The 17,375-nt window shown below is 64.6% G+C and carries 15 protein-coding genes; 13 read left to right on the top strand and 2 right to left on the bottom strand.

Annotated features, from left to right (window positions below):
• The first annotated feature begins 130 nt into the window (after nt 1–130).
• From AACL56_RS23720 to AACL56_RS23700, 5 genes are all read left to right on the top strand, one after another.
• On the top strand, nt 131–694 hold the full coding sequence (locus AACL56_RS23720) for a hypothetical protein (RefSeq protein WP_339092243.1): 564 nt from the start codon (nt 131–133) through the stop codon (nt 692–694).
• The gene (locus AACL56_RS23715) at nt 694–2,769 is read left to right on the top strand and encodes a phage terminase large subunit family protein (RefSeq protein ID WP_339092242.1); all 2,076 of its coding nucleotides are present in this window, start codon (nt 694–696) and stop codon (nt 2,767–2,769) included. Before AACL56_RS23720 ends, AACL56_RS23715 begins: the two co-directional genes overlap by 1 nt.
• 4 nt (nt 2,770–2,773) lie before the next feature.
• Nucleotides 2,774–3,085, top strand: coding sequence for a helix-turn-helix domain-containing protein (locus AACL56_RS23710; RefSeq protein WP_339092241.1), 312 nt, complete (start codon nt 2,774–2,776; stop codon nt 3,083–3,085).
• Nucleotides 3,086–3,162: 77 nt separating this feature from the next.
• Nucleotides 3,163–3,384, top strand: coding sequence for a phage head-tail joining protein (locus AACL56_RS23705; RefSeq protein WP_339092240.1), 222 nt, complete (start codon nt 3,163–3,165; stop codon nt 3,382–3,384).
• Nucleotides 3,385–3,387: 3 nt separating this feature from the next.
• Nucleotides 3,388–4,821, top strand: coding sequence for a phage portal protein (locus tag AACL56_RS23700; RefSeq protein WP_339092239.1), 1,434 nt, complete (start codon nt 3,388–3,390; stop codon nt 4,819–4,821).
• 5 nt (nt 4,822–4,826) lie between these two features.
• Here the strand turns inward: AACL56_RS23700 and AACL56_RS23695 are convergent, their stop codons facing one another.
• Nucleotides 4,827–5,717 (bottom strand): hypothetical protein, encoded by an 891-nt coding sequence (locus tag AACL56_RS23695; RefSeq protein ID WP_339092238.1) that lies wholly within the window; start codon nt 5,715–5,717, stop codon nt 4,827–4,829.
• 24 nt (nt 5,718–5,741) lie between these two features.
• A complete protein-coding gene (locus AACL56_RS23690) occupies nt 5,742–6,365 on the bottom strand; it encodes an ADP-ribosyltransferase (protein ID WP_339092237.1) in 624 nt (207 codons plus the stop codon).
• Between the two features lie 127 nt (nt 6,366–6,492).
• Here AACL56_RS23690 and AACL56_RS23685 point away from each other — a divergent pair, with 127 nt between their 5' ends.
• The 8 genes from AACL56_RS23685 (at nt 6,493) to AACL56_RS23650 (ending at nt 17,358) form a co-directional block, all read left to right on the top strand.
• The gene (locus AACL56_RS23685) at nt 6,493–8,607 is read left to right on the top strand and encodes a prohead protease/major capsid protein fusion protein (RefSeq protein WP_339092236.1); all 2,115 of its coding nucleotides are present in this window, start codon (nt 6,493–6,495) and stop codon (nt 8,605–8,607) included.
• A 65-nt stretch (nt 8,608–8,672) separates the two neighbouring features.
• The gene (locus tag AACL56_RS23680; protein ID WP_339092235.1) at nt 8,673–9,017 is read left to right on the top strand and encodes a DUF2190 family protein; all 345 of its coding nucleotides are present in this window, start codon (nt 8,673–8,675) and stop codon (nt 9,015–9,017) included.
• A gap of 19 nt (nt 9,018–9,036) precedes the next feature.
• Nucleotides 9,037–9,339 carry a head-tail joining protein gene (locus AACL56_RS23675; protein ID WP_339092234.1) on the top strand — a complete coding sequence of 101 codons (303 nt, stop codon included), beginning with the start codon at nt 9,037–9,039 and terminating at the stop codon, nt 9,337–9,339.
• 2 nt (nt 9,340–9,341) lie between these two features.
• Nucleotides 9,342–9,755 (top strand): hypothetical protein, encoded by a 414-nt coding sequence (locus AACL56_RS23670; protein ID WP_339092233.1) that lies wholly within the window; start codon nt 9,342–9,344, stop codon nt 9,753–9,755.
• Between the two features lie 38 nt (nt 9,756–9,793).
• On the top strand, nt 9,794–10,552 hold the full coding sequence (locus AACL56_RS23665; protein ID WP_339092232.1) for a hypothetical protein: 759 nt from the start codon (nt 9,794–9,796) through the stop codon (nt 10,550–10,552).
• A 101-nt stretch (nt 10,553–10,653) separates the two neighbouring features.
• Complete coding sequence (locus AACL56_RS23660; RefSeq protein ID WP_339092231.1) at nt 10,654–13,368, top strand: phage tail tape measure protein; 2,715 nt, start codon at nt 10,654–10,656, stop codon at nt 13,366–13,368.
• Entirely contained in the window at nt 13,365–13,766 is a 402-nt protein-coding gene (locus tag AACL56_RS23655) for a hypothetical protein (RefSeq protein WP_339091612.1), read from the top strand. The genes AACL56_RS23660 and AACL56_RS23655 overlap by 4 nt, the downstream gene beginning before the upstream one ends.
• Nucleotides 13,767–15,348: 1,582 nt before the next feature.
• Complete coding sequence (locus AACL56_RS23650; RefSeq protein WP_339091611.1) at nt 15,349–17,358, top strand: hypothetical protein; 2,010 nt, start codon at nt 15,349–15,351, stop codon at nt 17,356–17,358.
• The last annotated feature ends 17 nt before the right edge of the window (nt 17,359–17,375 follow it).

Genomic DNA, 17,375 nt, shown 5'->3' with positions numbered 1-17,375 from the left:
GTTGCGCTGGCCTCGATGCGCCGTCATGGGGCGCCGCCCAAAAACTCGCGGGTCCTTCCGCAGAGGCAGTGGCTACGGGTAATTCGAACCGCGTTCTCGGACTGTTCCGCGACCTCGCTAAGGGGGTTAAGTGAAGGTGGTTGAAGCATTGGCGGGGACGGTGACGCAAGCGGAGTTTGCAGCGCTCATCGGAGTGAGCGAAGCAAAGGCGAGCCAGCTCGCGAGCGAGGGCGTGATTCTGCGCGGCGCCTCCGGGCACGCATGGCTGCTCGCTTACTGCGAGCGTCTGCGTGAAGTTGCGGCGGGCCGTGCGTCCGTGGACGGTGGCGGCCTTGACCTCGTGCAAGAGCGCGCGGCGCTCGCACGCAGCCAGCGCGAAGCGCAGGACATCAAGAACGCCGTCTCCCGCGGCGAATATGCGCCCATCGGCCTGCTCGCCGATGTGCTGGGCCTTGCGTCCAGTTCCGTAGTGGATCGCTTCGAGCAGTTGGAGGGCGCGCTACAGAAGGCCTGCCCGGACCTGCCAGACGAGGCGAAAGCGACGGTGCAGCAGGTCATCGCAAACGCTCGCAATGAGTGGATTCGTTCGACCGCCAAGCTCGTGGCCGATTACCTCGATGGGTTGGAGCAGTCACTCGACGACGACGAAGAGGGCGACGATTCGGCCTTCGATGATGCAGGGGCGGCGGACTGATGGCGATGCACGTTTCGCGTGAAACATTCCGCTCGATCCGCAAATCGGTTGCTCTTGGGCTCGGCAGTTTGCGCGCCGAACTTTTCCAGACCTTGAGCGAATGGGCCGCGGAGCACTTCAAGCTCGCAGGCGAAAGCTCGCACCAAAAAGGCGGATGGGTCGCTTGGTCGTTTCAGATCGGAATCCTCGACTTCATGAGCGATGATCGCATCGAAGAGCTGGATGTTGAGAAGTCAAAGCGCGTCGGCTACACGAAGATGATTACCGCCTTCGTCGCCTACAACATCGCGCATCGCCGCCGCAAACAGGCACTGTGGCAACCCACTGACGACGACCGCGATAGCTACGTCAAAAGCGAAATCGACCCGATCCTCGACGAGCGCGATGGCGTGCCCGCAGTGAAGGCGGCACGCAAGCAGGGTCGCAGCAATGACGACACCATCAAGATGAAGAAGTTTCGCGACAGCGTGCTTCATCTGTTGGGAGGCAAGGCCAAGCGGGCCTATCGACGCATCACGGTGGCGGTCGCGATCCTCGACGAGTGGTCAGCGTTCGATCAGACCATCGAGAAGTCGGGCGACCCCGGCGGCCTCGCAAAAGGGCGACTCGAAGGCGCGCCGTATCCGAAGTTCATCGGTGGCTCCACGCCTGGCGTGAAGGGCATGTGCCACGTCGAGCGGGCGGCAAGCAACGCCGAAGGTTTCGTTCGCTTCCACATCGACTGCCCGCACTGTGGCCTTGAGCACCCGCTGATGTGGGGTGGTCGCGAGAAGCTGTTCGGCTTCAAGTGGGACCGTGGTCAACCCTCGACCGTGCGTCACGTCTGCCCGCACTGCCGTGAGCCGTTCCGCCAAAGCGACTATCTGCGGGGTGGGGTGCCGATGCCGGGCGTGTGGGTCTGCGAGAAGACCGCCAAGCGTTTCGGGCCAGATCGCGTCTGGCGTGATGCCGCCGGCATGCCCACCAGGCCGCCGAAGTCGCTTGGTGTGCATGTGTGGGCCGCCTACAGCCCGCAGCGCACTTGGGAAAGCATCGTGAAGGAATTCGAGGAAGCGCTCGACGCCTTGCAACGGGGCGACAGCGGTCCTATGCAGCTCTTCGTGAATGAGACCCTTGGCGAGACGTGGGAGGTTGTGGGCGAGCGCACGGAAGAGAACGAGCTGCAGAATCGCGCCGAACCATTTCCGCTGCGCACGGTTCCCATCGGCGGTTTGATCCTGACAGCGGGTGTTGACGTGCAGCGCGACCGCTGGGAAATCGTCGTATGGGCATGGGCGCGCGGCCTCGAATCGTGGATCGTCGATAGCCATGTGATCGAAGGCAATCCCGCATCGGAAGCCGATTGGGCGCCCGTGACGGAATATCTCAGCAGGCGCTACCCGCAGGCCTGGCACGGCGGCTCCATGGGGCTGAGCGCCATCTCCATCGACTCCAGCGACCAGACGCACGCCGTCTACAACTGGGTTCGCAAGGTTCAACACCAATTGCCGAAGCTGCGCGCTGTGAAAGGGCGCGGCGAGGAAAACATCCCCGTCCTCGGTCCGAGCAGTGCGCAGGAAGTGAAGTGGAATGGCAAGCGTTGGCCGAATGGCATCAAGCTGTGGAATGTCGGCGTCGATACCGCCAAAGACCTTCTGCTCGGCCAACTGTCGATCACCGAACCGGGGCCGGGCTACGTTCACTTCAGTGCCGAGCTCACGCTTGAGTGGTACGAACAACTGACGGCCGAGCAGCGGATTCTCGTGAAGGTCGGCGGGCGCGAAACGTTTCGCTGGGTCAAGCGTCGGCCACGGAATGAACAGCTCGACTGCCGCAACTATGCGTTGCACGCCGCATTCGGGCTGGGCCTGCACAACTACACGGACAAGCGTTGGGGTGAGCTGGAAGCGTCGGTGCAGCCGCCTCTCGATCTGTTCTCGGCGCCACTGGCGCCCGAAGTTCCGGTGCTTCCCAAGCCAACAGCCGCCGCGGAGCCCGCGCCGCGCGCGGCGTCCACACCTGAACCTGCTTCAGCTCAACCCTACACCCCCGCGCCCCGACCGCGCGCGCCGGCCTCTTTCGGCCGGGATTGGTAAACGAATGACAGAACCTTCACCCACGCCCGTACTCACCTCGCTGCTGCAGGCCGAGCCGGACCTTGTTGACCGCATCTTCGATTACTTGATCGAGGCTCACCCCGAGATTGCCGGGCTCAAGCTCGATGAAGCGCGCCGTGCAGTGCGCAGCCACCTGGCGGGAAGTCGCTACTACGTTGCCAGTCGAAAGCGCGACGATGTTGCAAGCCGTGTGCTGTCGCTCTTCAATGGCCGCAACGCGACAGAGGTCGCGCGCAAGCTGGGCATCAGCCGCGCGACGGTGTATCGCTGCCTCAAGCAGCCGCGGCGCGAGTGATCGCGTCTCAGTTTTTGGCTTGAAATGAGACAGGGCGGGGAATAGCTTCAATGCCTCTGCCGACTTCTATCTCTCCAATGCCCCAACCCTCCTATACCCCCGATGACCTGGCCGCAGTGCGGCGGGCAATCTCCAGCGGCGAGCTGTCTGTGATGCACAACGGCCGCCGCGTCGAGTACCGAAGCATCGACGATCTGCTCAAGGCCGAGGCCCGTATCGAGGGCGAACTGCGCGCTGCGGTCGGTCGCCCTCGCGGCGGTGTACGCCGTTTCACCTTCACCACTTACCGGGGCGAATAAAGAATGGCCAATCTCTTGGATCGGCTTATCGGCGTCATCAGCCCCGATCAAGGGCTGCGGCGGCATCGCAGCCGCGAGTTGCTGAAGCGAGCGTATGAGGGCGCCAGCGCGCGCGACGGCTGGCGTCCGAAACGAGCGGGGGCAAGCGCCAATGCCGACCATGCCGCAGACGCGCGCACTCTGCGTGTGCGCAGTCGGTCGCTGGAGCAGAACGTTCCCTACATAGCACAGGGCATCCGCGCGCACAGCGCGAACATTGTCGGAACAGGCATCATCCCGCGTTGGAAAGACAGCAAAGAGCACGCTGCAGCCTGGCAGGAATGGGCGCCCTTTGCGGACGCGGATGGCGGGCTTGATGTTTACGGGCTGATGCTGCTAGCGCACCAGACGGCGCAGCGAGATGGTGAAGTGTTGGTGCGAATCCGCAATCGCCGACCCTCAGACGGCCTGCCTGTCCCGATTCAATTCCAACTGCTCGAAATCGATTGGCTGGACGATAGTCGCATGGGGCGCATCGATGGCTACAACGTCATCGAAGGCATTGCGTACAACGCAATCGGCAAGGTCGCGGGCTACTACGTCTTCGATCAGCATCCCGGCGAACCGATCATCTTCGGCGGCCGGCGTGCGACCAGCAAGCTTGTGCCGGCCGCCAGCATCATTCATTACTTCGCGCCTAGCCGTCCCGGGCAGGGGCGAGGATTTCCGCGTGTGGCGCCGATCATTGCGCGCACCCGCGACCTGATGCTGTACGAAGACGCCGAGCAACACCGCAAGAACCTAGAAACGCGGTTGGCGGTCATCGGGTCGGGTGATGTGGATGGCATGGCCGATGGCGAGAGCGAGACCGTCAAGGAGAGCCGGAGCATGGGCGAACTGCCGAGCGGCGGGATGATGCAAGTCCCGTCCGGCACAAACCTCACCGTCGTGCAGCCCAATGCGGCGCCCGGGTACGTCGAGTACCTGAAGATGCAGCTCCACCTCATTGCCGCCGGCGCTGGGTGGACCTACGAGATGATGACGGGCGATGTGCGTGAGGTGAGCTACACCAGCGCTCGTATCCGCAGGCTTGACTATCGCCGCGAGGCTGAGCAAGAGCAGTGGCTGCATGTCATACCAAAGTTGATCGCGCCGATGGTCCGTGCGTTCTCGAATGCGTGCGAGCTAGCGGGCCGCGTGAAGAAGGCCGACTACAACCTCCGCTATGCGACGCCGAAGTGGGAATACACCAACCCGAAGGACGACGTGGCTTCGGATCTGGATGAAATCGCGGGTGGCCTGAGCAGCTTCAGCGAGAAGCTGCGCGGCCGCGGATATGAGCCTGACGAAGTGTTCGAAGAGCTAGCCGGAGACATCGAGAAGCTGCGAAAGCTGGGCATCTTGGATGTCATCGTAATGATGCGTAAGGGCAAGCAGTTTGGCGACAGCGCCGAGTGAATCGGTTATGCCGCGCCGTCCGAATAGCGAAGCTGATACCTGAAGCGAAGTTCCGCATTGTTCGCAATGAGCCCGGTTCTCTTTTTGATGACCCTGATTATCTGTATGAGGGCATAGCCCATCTCATTTCGAAATATGATGATCTGTCCTTCTCGTGCCGTTTTGGTGTAGTACGAGTCTTCGAACCATCTGGCCGGATCGTCGATTTGCTCAAAACTAGTGCAGTTCTTCGCAATCGCGACATTGAAGCGATAGTCCAACCCATGGATCGATCCGTCGCCGCACTCAAACCACTTGGTTTCAAACTCTCGTCCGCTTGGTCCAAGCGTACGAGTGTGGTTGTTGCTTTCATAGTCAAAGGAAGCTTCACCTGACTCTCTCACTGAGAAGTGAAACTTGCGAAAGAACGGGTCGTTGTCTCGACGCGCTTCGTTCCTAAGCTCAGGCGGAAAGTCACAAACTTCGATGCCCGCCGCATGAAACGTGCGCCATGCGAGGCCGCCGACATCAGGGTTTGGATCGCAGTTTCCAATGTACACGCGTGAAATTCCGGCTTGGACTAGAAGATCCGCACAGCACAAACCATCGCCCCTCTTCTTTGTGCACGGTTCAAGAGTAACGTACGCGACGACGCCCCTGAGGTCGAGTCCATCGAGCTTCTCCAGGAGCGCTTGCTCGGCGTGCGCGCTCGGCTTTGCTTCGAAGTTCACCATTGCGTCGCCGTCGAAGAATTGACCGCCGAAGCTCTTGGCATACCACCCTAGAAGTTGAGAGTCTCGCGCAAGGACGACCCCAACGCGGGGTGGCGGGTTTGTGACTGCAATTCTGCTCAAGCAAAGCTTCGCCTTGTCTACAGCTAGCCTCGAAAACTGATAGTGGACGTCTTCAGGTGACATGGTGTTTGGCGCGCTTAAAGCTGATTAAAGCGAGCTTTCAAGGGAGACAAGATTTGCCAGGTCCACATATGCTGGGCTTTCGACGACCTTAAGTTGTAGCAAGTCCAAAGACTGCCTGTCGTACATCGGAATATGGCCCGAGATTTCATTCGCGTTGAGCTCCCTAGGACCACTCTTCACTTCAAACGTTGTTCCGCAACCCAGCAAGATTTCGTCTTCCTCTGTGCCGGCAAAGAGATCGAAGGGGGCAAGAGCGATTCCAGCCGGACACTCAATTTCTAGAAGAAGCGGGCGACCGCCACTTTGCTTGAAGCTGTTCAACTTGGTCGGCGAGTCTGCTGTGGACATGAATGCTTGGTACGGGAACCGGCCGTTGAGAACTCGCGCAGCAGGAGCCGAAAACTCTAGATCCGATGTAAGGCGGTAGAGGGTCATGGGCTGCGTAAAAGTTGCGCGGATCGCGCTACGAAGCAGCAAGAAATCGTTTAGGTAATGGTCCATCGCCAGTCCGCCCTTGAGTCGCCCGTTGACATGGGACGCGAAGTTGTCCTCGTTGGTCTTGTACTTCCGGCATGCCTCAATAACTTCGCCAGCGTTGGCGATGCCTTTGAGGTGGGCAAGAAATTCAGCGTGGTAGTTTGTAAGCATCTTCGATGGCGTTCCCATTGGCGAAAAAGGCGAGCTGGTGGATTGGGAGATGAGGCTCCGCCGCGAAGTCTAAATCGTCTCAGTTTTTGCCTCGAAATGAGACAGCGTGCCGGGCACAGTGCTCGGCATGCCTCAAGCACAAGACACCACAACACGCCGCGACGATCTTCCGCTGGCCGGTCGCTCGATGGAACTACGCGGCTTCACGCGGGCATCGGACGAGGGCGCTGCGGAAGCTGAATCTTCGCTCGCTACCGCGCAGCTCGTCTTTGCCGCCGGCGCTTCCGTACGGCGGTATGACTGGTATCGAGAGCGCAGCTATCTCGAACAGCTCGTTGTCGAAGAAGGCTCCATTCGTCTCGACCGCCTGACGCGCGGCGCACCACTGCTCAACACGCATAACGCGTGGAGCCTGGAGGCGCAGCTCGGCGTGGTCGAAAACCCAAGCATTGCATCGGGCGAAGGTGTGTGCGACGTGACCTTCTCGCGTCGCGATTCTGTCGCGGGCTATGTGCAGGACGTGGCAGACGGAATCATCCGCAATGTGTCGGTGGGCTACGTGCGCCACCGCGTCGAGATGGTTCCCCCTGCGGCCGATGACGGCGAATGGCTGTATCGCGTCATCGACTGGGAGCCCTACGAGGTTTCGCTCGTCCCCATTCCTGCCGACATGGATTGCCAAGTCCGCGGCACTGAAGCGCAAGCGCCTGCCGGCGTCGAAGTCGCGCAACGCACCTTTCCCTGCGAATTCATCGAAATCCGCAGTCAACCCGCATCGCCCACGGTGGGCGCCTCCGCCGCAATCTCAATCCTTAAGGAACCTTCCATGCCTCAAGCCTCCGCCGGCGGTGCCGCCGCGACGACCGATCAACAGCGCGCCGCACCTGCCGGGGTCGCCGCAGCGCCTGCCGCTGCGCCGGCCGCATCCGGCAATGCCGTTGCCGACGCCACTGCGGCGGCCGGCCAGCGCGCAGCCGACATCAGCGAGGTGTGCGCACGTCACAACGTCGCGCATCTGGCCGCTGGCCTCATTCGCGGCGGCCAGTCCGTCGAACATGCTCGCGCCGCCGTGCTCGAAGAGCTGGCACTGCGCGATGCGGCGAGCGGCGGCCATCGCAACGTGCGTATCGAAACCGTAACCGACGAAATGGCGACGCGTCTCGCGGGTCTGGAGCAGGCCATTACCCACCGTGTAGCACCTGGCACGGCGCTCGACGACAACGGTCGTCAGTACCGCGGCATGTCCCTGCTGGAGATGGGCCGCGATCTGCTCGAAGCGCACGGTGTGAAGACGCGCGGCATGGAGCGAATGCAGCTCGCTTCGGCCATCCTCACCTTCCGCTCGGGCGGCATGAACACGACCAGCGACTTTGCATCGCTCTTCGCGAACGTGGCGAACAAGCGCCTGCGCAACGTGTACGACGAGAACCCCGGCACCTACGCACTTTGGGCGCGCCGTGCGCCCAACGCGCCGGACTTCAAAAACATCAGCGTGGTGCAGCTCTCCGGCGCGCCCGAACTGCTGCGCACGAACGAGCACGGCGAATTCAAGTACGGCACCATGAATGACGGCGCGGAGACGTACGGCATCGTGACGCACGGCCGCATCGTTTCGCTCTCGCGCCAAGCGGTGGTGAACGACGACCTGCGCGCTTTCGACCGCATGGTGACCGGTTTCGGCGCTTCGGCGCGCCGCCTCGAAAACCGCCTCGTCTACTCGCAGTTGACGGGCAACCCGACGATGAGCGACGCGGAACAGCTCTTCAGCGACGCGCACAAGAACGTCGCCACCGGCGCGCCCTCGGCACTGCAGTTCTCGGCGCTGTCCGCTGGCCGGACTGCGATGCGTCTGCAGCGCGGCCTTCAAGGCGAAGAGCTGAACCTCGCGCCCGGCTATCTCATTGTGCCGGCCGCGTTGGAGCAGACCGCGTACCAGCTCACCAGCTCCAACTACACGCCGGCCAAGCAGGCGGACGTGAACGAATTCCGCGCCGGTGGCCGTACCTCGGTCGAGCCCATCGTCGAGCCGATCCTCGATGCGGTGAGCGCGTCGGCGTGGTATCTGGCGGCCTCGAATTCGCAAGTCGATACGGTCGAGTACACGTTCCTCGACGGCGCCGAAGGCCCCGTCATCGAGTCCGAAATCGGCTTCGAAATCGACGGCGTTTCCTACAAGTGCCGTCACGACTTCGCCGCCAAGGCGGTGGATCACCGCGGCCTTTTCCGCGCCAACGGCAGCTAACGCGCGCCACGCCAGCGCCCGATTCTGGGCTGCTGGCGCCTCCCTCACTTTACCCAAGGAATCACATGAAGAACTACCGCCAAGCGGGTAGCGTGCTCACGCTGACCCCCTCTATCGCTGTCGCGTCGGGCGTCGGCTTTCTCTTCGGCGCCGCGCTGTTCGGCGTCGCCACCACCGATGTGCCGGCCAACACCCCGGGCGAGTTCAAGACCGATGGCGTGATCGACCTCGGCAAGACCGCTGGCCTTTCGGTCAACGTCGGAGACCGGCTGTTTTGGGACGCGACGAACAAGGTCGTCAACAAGACGAGTGCGGCGCAAGAGTGCATCGGTGTGGCGACCGAAGCGGCTGCAGGCGGCGCGGCTTTCGTGTCCGTGAAGCTGGGCGCGAGCTTGCCGGCCGCCACCTGATTTGCCGCTCGCGTTCGCCATGCCCGCACCCTTTGTCGCTCTTCAAGACCGCGTGAACCGCGCGCTCGATCTGCACCTGACCAACGCGCTCGCGGAAGTTAATGGCGTGGCCGACCCGGTTCCCGTGGAATTTGACGACCCCTATGCGGCGCTGTTTGATGACCAGGCGGACACGGCTGCTCCGGAGTGCTGGGGGCCTGTGGCTGCGCTTGGCGGGTTGGTGCGTGGCGATGCGCTTCGGATCGACGGCAAGTCCTTCGAGGTCGTCCGTTCGAAACCCGATGGGACAGGCCGCGTGCATCTCATTTTGCGGAGCGCCTGACCATGTTTGCGCTCGAGCCTGCAATCGTTACCCGGCTGCGCGGAGAGCTGCCGCAGGCGTGGGCCGTCAAGGGTGTCTTCACCGACAGCGGCAAGCGCGATCCTGACCTGCTCGCTTCGGTGCTCTTCATCGATGCCAGTGTGCCGGCCAGTGATGTGCCTGGCGCGTTGGTGCGGCCTTTCTGGGCCGTCACGCTCATGGCGAAGCGCAGCGATGCCGAGGCCCTTGCGCATCTCGACGGCGCTTTCGCGCTTGTCGTTGAGGCGTTGCAGGGGTGGACGCCGGGGCGCGTTGCAGGGCGGAACTGGGAGCGCCTTCAGCTCGCGAGCGTGAAACCGCCGCCGTACCCCGAGAACGGCCTTGTCGGCATCGAGCTTGTTTTCTCCACATCCGCCCGTTTCGACGGGCAACCCTGAAAGGAATTCTTGTGCCCATCGTGCATACCAAAACCGAATTGTCGGCCCCTCGTGGCCGCCTTCGCCTCGACATCTTCAACGCGCTCGAAGAGCTGACGGGCGAGGAAGAAATGGGCAACTGCCCGAGCTTCGTCCTCACCATCGACTCGGAGAAGGCCGAGGAATTCTCGGCAGAGACCGCTGGCAGCGAGCTCATCGGCACGCTCACCGGCAAGGTGAAGCGAACTGCAAAGATCACCTGCAACAACATGAGCATGGCGACCTATCAGCGCTTCCTCGCTGCAACGAGCGAGGTCGTGGTGCAGTCGGCGGTCGCCGTGACGGGTGAACTGCGCACTGTCACGCCGGGCAAGATTTACCAGCTCGGCCAGACCGCGGCGAACCCCATCGGCGTGCGCAACGTCACGGCGGTGACCGTCAAAACCGAGGACGGCACCACGCCCTATGTCGCAGGCGAAGACTTCAATGTCGATCCGGAGACGGGCGCCGTGCAGATCATCGCCGGCGGCGGCATCACCGCCGGAGTGGTGCAGTTCGGATACACGCCCGTCGCAGGCTCGTACACCCGGCTGAAGACCGGCGGCAACACGTCGTTTCTTGCGGCCGTGCGTGTGGTCGCCGACAACGCCTCGGGCAGTAACAAGGACTGGTACATGCCCCGCGTGAGCATGACCCCTTCGGGCGACCTGCCCATCGTGTCGAACGAAGTCGAGTTCGTGAAAGTCGAGTTCGATGTCGATGTCCTGAAGTCCGCCAACGCGGAAGCGGTCTACGTGGGAGGCCGTCCGGTCGCCTGACGACCTTCTGCCTGGCCTTGCATCGCAGGGCCGGGCGGTGACGCATGCGGCTTCGCGCAGAGGCTGCATGCGCCTCCCTTCATCCCTTCCCTCGATTCCCCGTGGCAAAGCCGATTCAGATTCTCATCAATGCCAAGGATGATGCGTCCAAGGTGTTCGACCGCCTGCAGCAGCGCGTGATTGCGTTCGCTGCCCTTGTGGCGGGCTACTTCGGCATTCAGCTCTTTGCCGGCTGGGTCAAGGGTGGTGCCGACTTCGAGCAGGCCATGAGCCGCGTGCAGGCGGCCACCGGCGCCAGCGCGGCAGAGATGCGCTCGCTGCGCAAGGCGGCGCAGGATGCCGCTGCGGATGTCCGCTATGGGTTCACCGAGCTGCAGGCGGCCGGCGCGCTGGAGAACCTGGCGAAAGCCGGTCTCAACGTGAGCGACGCCATCGAAACCCTGCCGGCCGCGATGCAGCTCGCACGCGCCGGAGACGTGGAGCTTGCGACCTCGGCGGAATACCTGACGAAGATCGTCAACGGCCTGGGCCTGGCGTTCACGGACTCGGGCCGTGTCGCCGACGTGCTCGCCAAGGGTGCCAACGCCACGAACACCAGCGTGTCGGGTCTGGCGCAGGCGTTGAGCTACGCCGCGCCGCTGGCGAACACGCTCGGCCTGAGCCTCGAAGGCGCGGTCGCCATCATCGGCAAGTTCGCAGACGCTGGCATCGATGCGAGCCGTGCCGGTACGGCGTTGAACAGCATCCTCGCGCAGTTCTCCGACCCGGCCAGCAAGTTCCGCACGGAGCTGGCGGCGGCGGGCATCACGACGGGCAATTTCGAAACGATGCTGCACGAGCTGGCTGCTGCCGGCCCAGCCGGGCAGCGCGCCATCGCTGCAGTGGGGCAGGAAGCCGGCCCGGCGTTGCGCGCACTGCTCAATCAGGGCGTGGACAAGCTCGATGAGCTGAAGAAGGCCTTGCAGGGCGCCAGCGGCAGCGCGGCCGAGACTGCCGCTGTCATGCAGGCGAATCTCAATGGTGCGCTCGCTGGCCTGCGCACCGCATGGGATTCGACCATCAACGCGCTCACCACGCCGATCCTTCCGGTGCTGAAGCAGGGTGTTGAGCAGTTGTCCGGTGCGCTGCGCGCGGCGGTGGCCGATGGCACGGTCGGGCGCTTCGGGGCCGCGCTGGCGACCGCCTTTCAGAACGGCATCAAGTGGGTGCAGGCCTTCGTCGCCAGCGTCGATGTGCCGGCCCTCGTGGCGAAGGCGCAGAGCCTGGCCGACCGCGTGGGCGCACTGCTCGACAGCTTCGGGCAGAAGGCGCAGAGCACGGGCAACATCGTGCAGACCGTCTGGGGCGTGGCGAGCGCGGGTGCGAACACGCTGATTGCAACCGTCTTCCGTGTCGCCGAGGCCTTCGCCGGCGTCTCGCGCGACATCCTGAGCGGCACGGCAACCATCATCGAAGGCCTGTCGAAGATCAGCTTCGGCAGCGTGTCGGCAGCGTTCAAGCAGGCCGCGGCCGAGGTGCGCGAGTCGGCGGCCGGCATGGAAGGTGTGACGGATGCGTTCGGGGAGAAGGCGGCCGAGGCCTTCGACCGCGCCACGGTGGGCGCGGAACAGGCGCGCGCCGGCTGGGCCGGCCTGACGGGTGCTGCCGAGAGCACGACCGCGGCAGCGGCCAGCGGCGCCGCGGCGTTCAACAAAATGGCGGCAGAAATGAAAGCCGCTGGCGACGGGGCGCAGGATGCGGGCCAGAAGGTCGCCAGCGCGGCCGAAGCGCAGAAGGTGAAGGCGGAGGAAGCGCGGGAGGCCGTCAAGCGCCTGCACGCCGAATACGACCAGGCCATCGCCACCAAGAATCTGGAGTTGGCAGCGCAGAAGCTCGATGAGCTGAAGAAGGCCAATCTCGCCGCGGCCGATGCAGCCGGGACCAACAAGAAGGCGCAGGCCGACGCGGCGGCAGAGATTGACGCGGCCTTCCAGCGTGCCGGCGTGCAGACGAAGGCGCAGCTCGACACCATGGCGAAGACCGCGCTTCGCGACTTCGAGCTGATTCGCGACAGCGGGCAGGCCACCGCCATCGGATTGGGCGAGGCGTGGAAGCGTGCGGCCGATGCCGCCATCGCCGCGGGCAACGGCGTGGCGCCGGGCTGGGTGCAGGCGCAGGCGGCCATGCGCGGCTTTGAGGTCGTGCTCGACAGTGCAGGCCGCTCGACGCTGAAGCTCAAGGAAGTGCAGGGCGACGCCACGCAGGCTGCCTACGGCCTGGCCGGCGCGCTGCGCGAGGTCACCAGCGCGCGAGAGCGGGACATCGAGGCCCGTGAGAAGGCCATTCAGTTGCAAGAGCGCGAAATTGCGCTGGAGAACAAGCGCCTCGGCCGCGATGCCGCCGGCTTCTCCACCGACAAGACCGGCAAGACGGTGAACGCCGGTAGCGACCTGGGCACCCTCACGGGCATCGCCGCGTTCCTGAAAAACGCCGGCGTCAAGGACGATGAGACGGCGCGGCGCATCGCGCGCGAGTTCGCCGATGAGAAGGGCAATGTCCAGTTCTTCAACAACCCGGGCCAGAAGAAGTACGGCGGCGACACCCTGAGTTACGCGCTGCTCAAGGCGGCCGAGAAGGTGACCTTCTTCGGCGACGGTGGCACGCCCACCAGTATCCCGAAGCCCGAGTCAAACCGCACCGTCAATCTGCAGCTCAACCTCAACGGTCGCGATTACGGGCGCGTCAGCACGGACGCCGCCGGCGCCGATGCCATCGAGGGGCTGCTCGCGCAGCTCGGCGCCGCACGCGGCACGTCTTCCATTCGTCCGGGGGCATGAGCGTGGCGACACCCAAGTTTCACGCGCTCGGCGCGCTGCAGATTCCCCGCGGCATGGTCTGGGCCGATGAGTTCGGATGGAACCCGGTCGAGAAGAGCCTCGACTACTCGGTGACGGGCGCCGCCCTCATCGATGCCGCCGTGCGCCTGGCAGGCCGGCCGATCACGCTGCAGGGCGAGGCCGATGCCGGATGGATCGCGCGCGGCGGGCTCTTGGCTCTGCAGGCGCTCAACGCGGCCGACGCAGTGGGCGAGCACGTCCTTGTGCTGGCCGATGGCCGCTCGTTCGCTGTGCAGTTCGCCCCTGGCTTGGCTGTCGAGGCCCGGCCTGTCGCTCGGCCCGAGCTGCCCGTCGAGAAACACCCCTACGTCGCGACCGTGCGACTCATCACCGTTTGACCCTTCCGCCTCATGACCATCCTCGAGTCCGATATCAAGTTTGTTACCACACAGGTCATGGATGACGTGCCCGAAGGCGGCGGCGCACCGACCGCGAACGTCATCGCTGACGGCGCGAGCAATGCCGTGTTCAAGGACGTGTCCGCCGTGGACCGCGCGCGCGGCGACGTGTCGATCATGAAGATCGCGGCCACCATCCAGACCCTGAACACCGACACCGCCCTCGGCGGCCTCGTCATCATTTCGCGCGCGCCGGCGGACCCGAACGTGAGCCCGGCGCTGTTCTACACCGGCGACTTCTTCGACCGGCGCGCGAGCATCCAGAACCGGATCGAGGCCTACACCTCGCCCGGTGAAGAGTTCAACGGCTACATGCTGTCCAACCACGTGCAGGGACAGCGCTCGCTGCAGATCTTCCAGCGCCCCGGCGCCACGCCGCCGACCGTGAACGGCACCCTGCAGATCAGCGGCGGCGGCAAGACGGAGTACGTGCGCGTGTCCGATGTTTCCATCGAGCAGCGCACCTACAGCTACAGCAACGGCGGTGCCTTCGTGGACTATGCCGCGCAGGTCTGCGTGTGCGAGCTGGTGGACGGCCTGAAGAACGACTACACCGGCACGCCGGCGAATCGCCTCTTCGAGCGTTCCTCGACCGCGGCGGCGGTGAACAAGATGCTTGTCGCGAACGCCTCGAAGTTCTACGGAATCGCCAAGCTCGTGGCGCCCGTGAGCACGGGCGACCTGTCGGCGCAGGTCAACACGATCAATACCCAGCTCGTGCCGAGCGCGACCACGGAAATCCCGCTCACGGACATGTCGGCGGCCGGTTCCTCGACCACGCTCGTTGCGTCCGGCTCGGGCACGGTCTCACTGACCACGGGCGTTGCCTTCGGGCCGAATGCCATCATCGGCTTCGGCAACCCGGCCTATCCTGGCTCGCTGTCGGTGGCGACCTCGGCGGGCACGCTGACCGACGACGGCGGGCGCTTGAAGCTGGGCGCACTGACCATCGGCGCCGTCAACTACGCCGGCGGCTCGATGACGTTCGCCAGCGATGCGCCCGCCATCGGCGGAAACAAGACGATCACCTTCCGGCCGGCCGGCGCGCCCATCGAGCTGGCCGATTCGGCCTCCATCGCGGTGACCGTCGAAAGCCGGCGGATCAACTACCCGCTGACCATCCTTCCGCCGCCGGCGCCCGGCTCGCTGCGCGTGGCCTACCGCGCCGGCGGCAACTGGTATGAACTGGCCGACGACGGAGGCGGGCGCCTGTCGGGCACCAGTTCCAGCATCGGCAGCGGGACGGTGGATTTCGTGACGGGGACCGCGCTGCCCACGCTTGGCACGCTGCCCGATGTCGGCAGCGAAATCATCTTCACCTGGGCGGCGAAGTCGAACTACAAGGACCGCAGCGGCACGCTCACCGCCGCGGTATCCATCATGCTCGCCCTCGACAACCAGGCGGCGCAGTCGGGCACGGTGTCGGTGGACTGGAACGACGGCACGGCGCGCCACGCGAGCGACAACGGCAGCGGCGCTCACGGGCGACGCCACCGGCCCGGTGTCCTATACGGCGAGCACCATGGAGGTGAGGCCCAACGTGCTGCCGGCCTCGGCCGTGGCCTTCACGGTGGGCTACAGCCACGGCGAGCCGTCCTCGAAGGCCTTCCCGGCGCCGGCGCGCGATGTCGATGGTGCGATCACCCTCAACCTCGGCAAGACCAACATTGCGCCGCGGTCGCTCTCGCTCGACTGGAACCTCGTGCTGGAGTCCACCGGAGGCGTGCCGGCCGACCAGTGGGTGCCGCAGAACTTCGCGGCCACCAAGACGGTGACCGACAACGGCGCAGGCAAGCTGGTGGACGGGCTCAATGTGGAGTTCGGCACCATCGACTACACCACCGGCGTGGCGAAGCTGTTTCCTGAGGCCGTCGTCAGCGTGGCCGTGCCGCAGTGGGCCGTGAACCCGCTCGGCGTGCTCGGCACCGTGCTGTCGCCGAACCTGCCGGGCTTCTACCGCAACACGGTCACGGGCTACACCTATGCGGTGCTCGCGGCCTCGCTGCCCACCGACGCGACGGCGCTCGTGAATGCCAATTTCCGGGTGGTGGGCGCCGGCACGACGAAGAGCCAGACTTTCAATCAGCCCAAGCTCTCCATCAAGCTGCTGCCCAGCTTCAGCGAGGCCGGTGTGCCTGGCTCGGTCAACTTCACGATGGGCGGCAAGACCTACTTCGACCGCGCCGGCAGTCTCTACACCGACCTCGACCCGGCCACCGGCGCGGCCACGCTGGCGGGCACCTACGACTACGCCACCAACGTGGCGGCGCTCACGACCTGGCCGGCCGCGGCCTCGACCTCGGTTGTCGTCAGCAGCCTGTTGACCTCGCTCGACGGCCAGCCGGTGGAGTACGTCGTCTTCCGCACGCCCGTGGCGCCGGTCAGCCCGGGGACGCTGCAGCTTCTCGCAACGAAACTCAACGGCGGCACGGTCAACGTCACCGCGGACGGCTCGGGCCTCATCAACGGAGCGAACGTGCATGGCACCTTCGACGCGGCGACGGGTGTCGGCAAGGTGCGCTTCGGCGACTGGGTGACCGCGGCGGGCAACGAGGGCGCCATCTGGTATTCGGCCGACGCCGTGGGCAGCGACGGCAAGATCTGGAAGCCGGTCCCGGTGTTCGCCAGCACCATCCGGTACAACGCCGTGGCCTACACGACGTTGCCCGTCGATGCCACGCTGCTGGGTCTCGATCCGGTGCGCCTGCCGTCTGATGGCCGCGTGCCGATTTTCCGCAAGGGTGAACTCGTCGTCATCCACAACACGAAGCGTCTGCCGGCGGCCGTGGTCTCCAACGGCCAGACGCTCGACACCGGCCGCGTGCGGCTCTCGCGTGTGCGGATCGTGGGCGCTAACGGCCAGACCATCGAGACCGGCTATACCCGCAACCTCGATGCGGGCACCGTCACGTTCTCGGACGTGTCGAGCTACGCGCAGCCGGTCGTGGTCGAGCATCGCATCGAGGACTTGCTGACGGTCTCCGATGTGGGTATCGATGGCCGCCTCGCATTTGCGGGCCGCGTCACGCACGACTACACCGCGGGCGACACCTGCGTGAGCAGCGCGCTCCCTATGGGTGATGTGAAGGCACGCGTGTCGCTGCTGTTCGATCAGCAGACTTGGAGCGGTGTGTGGTCGGACAGCCTCATCGGCAACGCCGCGGACCCGACGTTCAACGACATCGACTATCCGATCACGGTCACGAACAAGGGCGCAGTCACCGAGCGGTGGCGCATCCAGATCAACGCAGGCGGCACCTCCTACAACCTCATCGGCGAGCACGTCGGGCAGATCGTGACGGGGCAGAGCCTCACGGCGGATTGCTCGCCCCTCGGCCCGTCTGGCGTGCCGTACATGACCATCCGCGCCGCTGGCTTCGGCTCGGGCTGGGCCGCGGGCCAGCTCATCCGCTTCAACACCGTGGCGGCGACGTTCCCCTTCGTGCCGATTCGCACCGTGCAAATGGGTGCTGAGACGGTGCTTGACGACAGCTTCGAAATCTCGGTCCTCATCGGCGTGGACCGTCCCTGAACACAGCGCAACAGAGA

Origin of the sequence: Variovorax paradoxus (genome assembly GCF_902712855.1) — a bacterium.
Lineage (GTDB): Bacteria > Pseudomonadota > Gammaproteobacteria > Burkholderiales > Burkholderiaceae_C > Variovorax > Variovorax paradoxus_Q.
This window is presented reverse-complemented; position numbering and strand designations above follow the sequence as displayed.

Coding starts and splice junctions, on each gene's coding strand:
- AACL56_RS23695 (WP_339092238.1), bottom strand. CDS start 5,717: ATGTCACCTGAAGACGTCCACTATCAGTTTTCGAGGCTAGCTGTAGAC.
- AACL56_RS23700 (WP_339092239.1), top strand. CDS start 3,388: ATGGCCAATCTCTTGGATCGGCTTATCGGCGTCATCAGCCCCGATCAA.
- AACL56_RS23715 (WP_339092242.1), top strand. CDS start 694: ATGGCGATGCACGTTTCGCGTGAAACATTCCGCTCGATCCGCAAATCG.
- AACL56_RS23650 (WP_339091611.1), top strand. CDS start 15,349: ATGGAGGTGAGGCCCAACGTGCTGCCGGCCTCGGCCGTGGCCTTCACG.
- AACL56_RS23680 (WP_339092235.1), top strand. CDS start 8,673: ATGAAGAACTACCGCCAAGCGGGTAGCGTGCTCACGCTGACCCCCTCT.
- AACL56_RS23685 (WP_339092236.1), top strand. CDS start 6,493: ATGCCTCAAGCACAAGACACCACAACACGCCGCGACGATCTTCCGCTG.
- AACL56_RS23710 (WP_339092241.1), top strand. CDS start 2,774: ATGACAGAACCTTCACCCACGCCCGTACTCACCTCGCTGCTGCAGGCC.
- AACL56_RS23675 (WP_339092234.1), top strand. CDS start 9,037: ATGCCCGCACCCTTTGTCGCTCTTCAAGACCGCGTGAACCGCGCGCTC.
- AACL56_RS23670 (WP_339092233.1), top strand. CDS start 9,342: ATGTTTGCGCTCGAGCCTGCAATCGTTACCCGGCTGCGCGGAGAGCTG.
- AACL56_RS23655 (WP_339091612.1), top strand. CDS start 13,365: ATGAGCGTGGCGACACCCAAGTTTCACGCGCTCGGCGCGCTGCAGATT.
- AACL56_RS23705 (WP_339092240.1), top strand. CDS start 3,163: ATGCCCCAACCCTCCTATACCCCCGATGACCTGGCCGCAGTGCGGCGG.
- AACL56_RS23690 (WP_339092237.1), bottom strand. CDS start 6,365: ATGCTTACAAACTACCACGCTGAATTTCTTGCCCACCTCAAAGGCATC.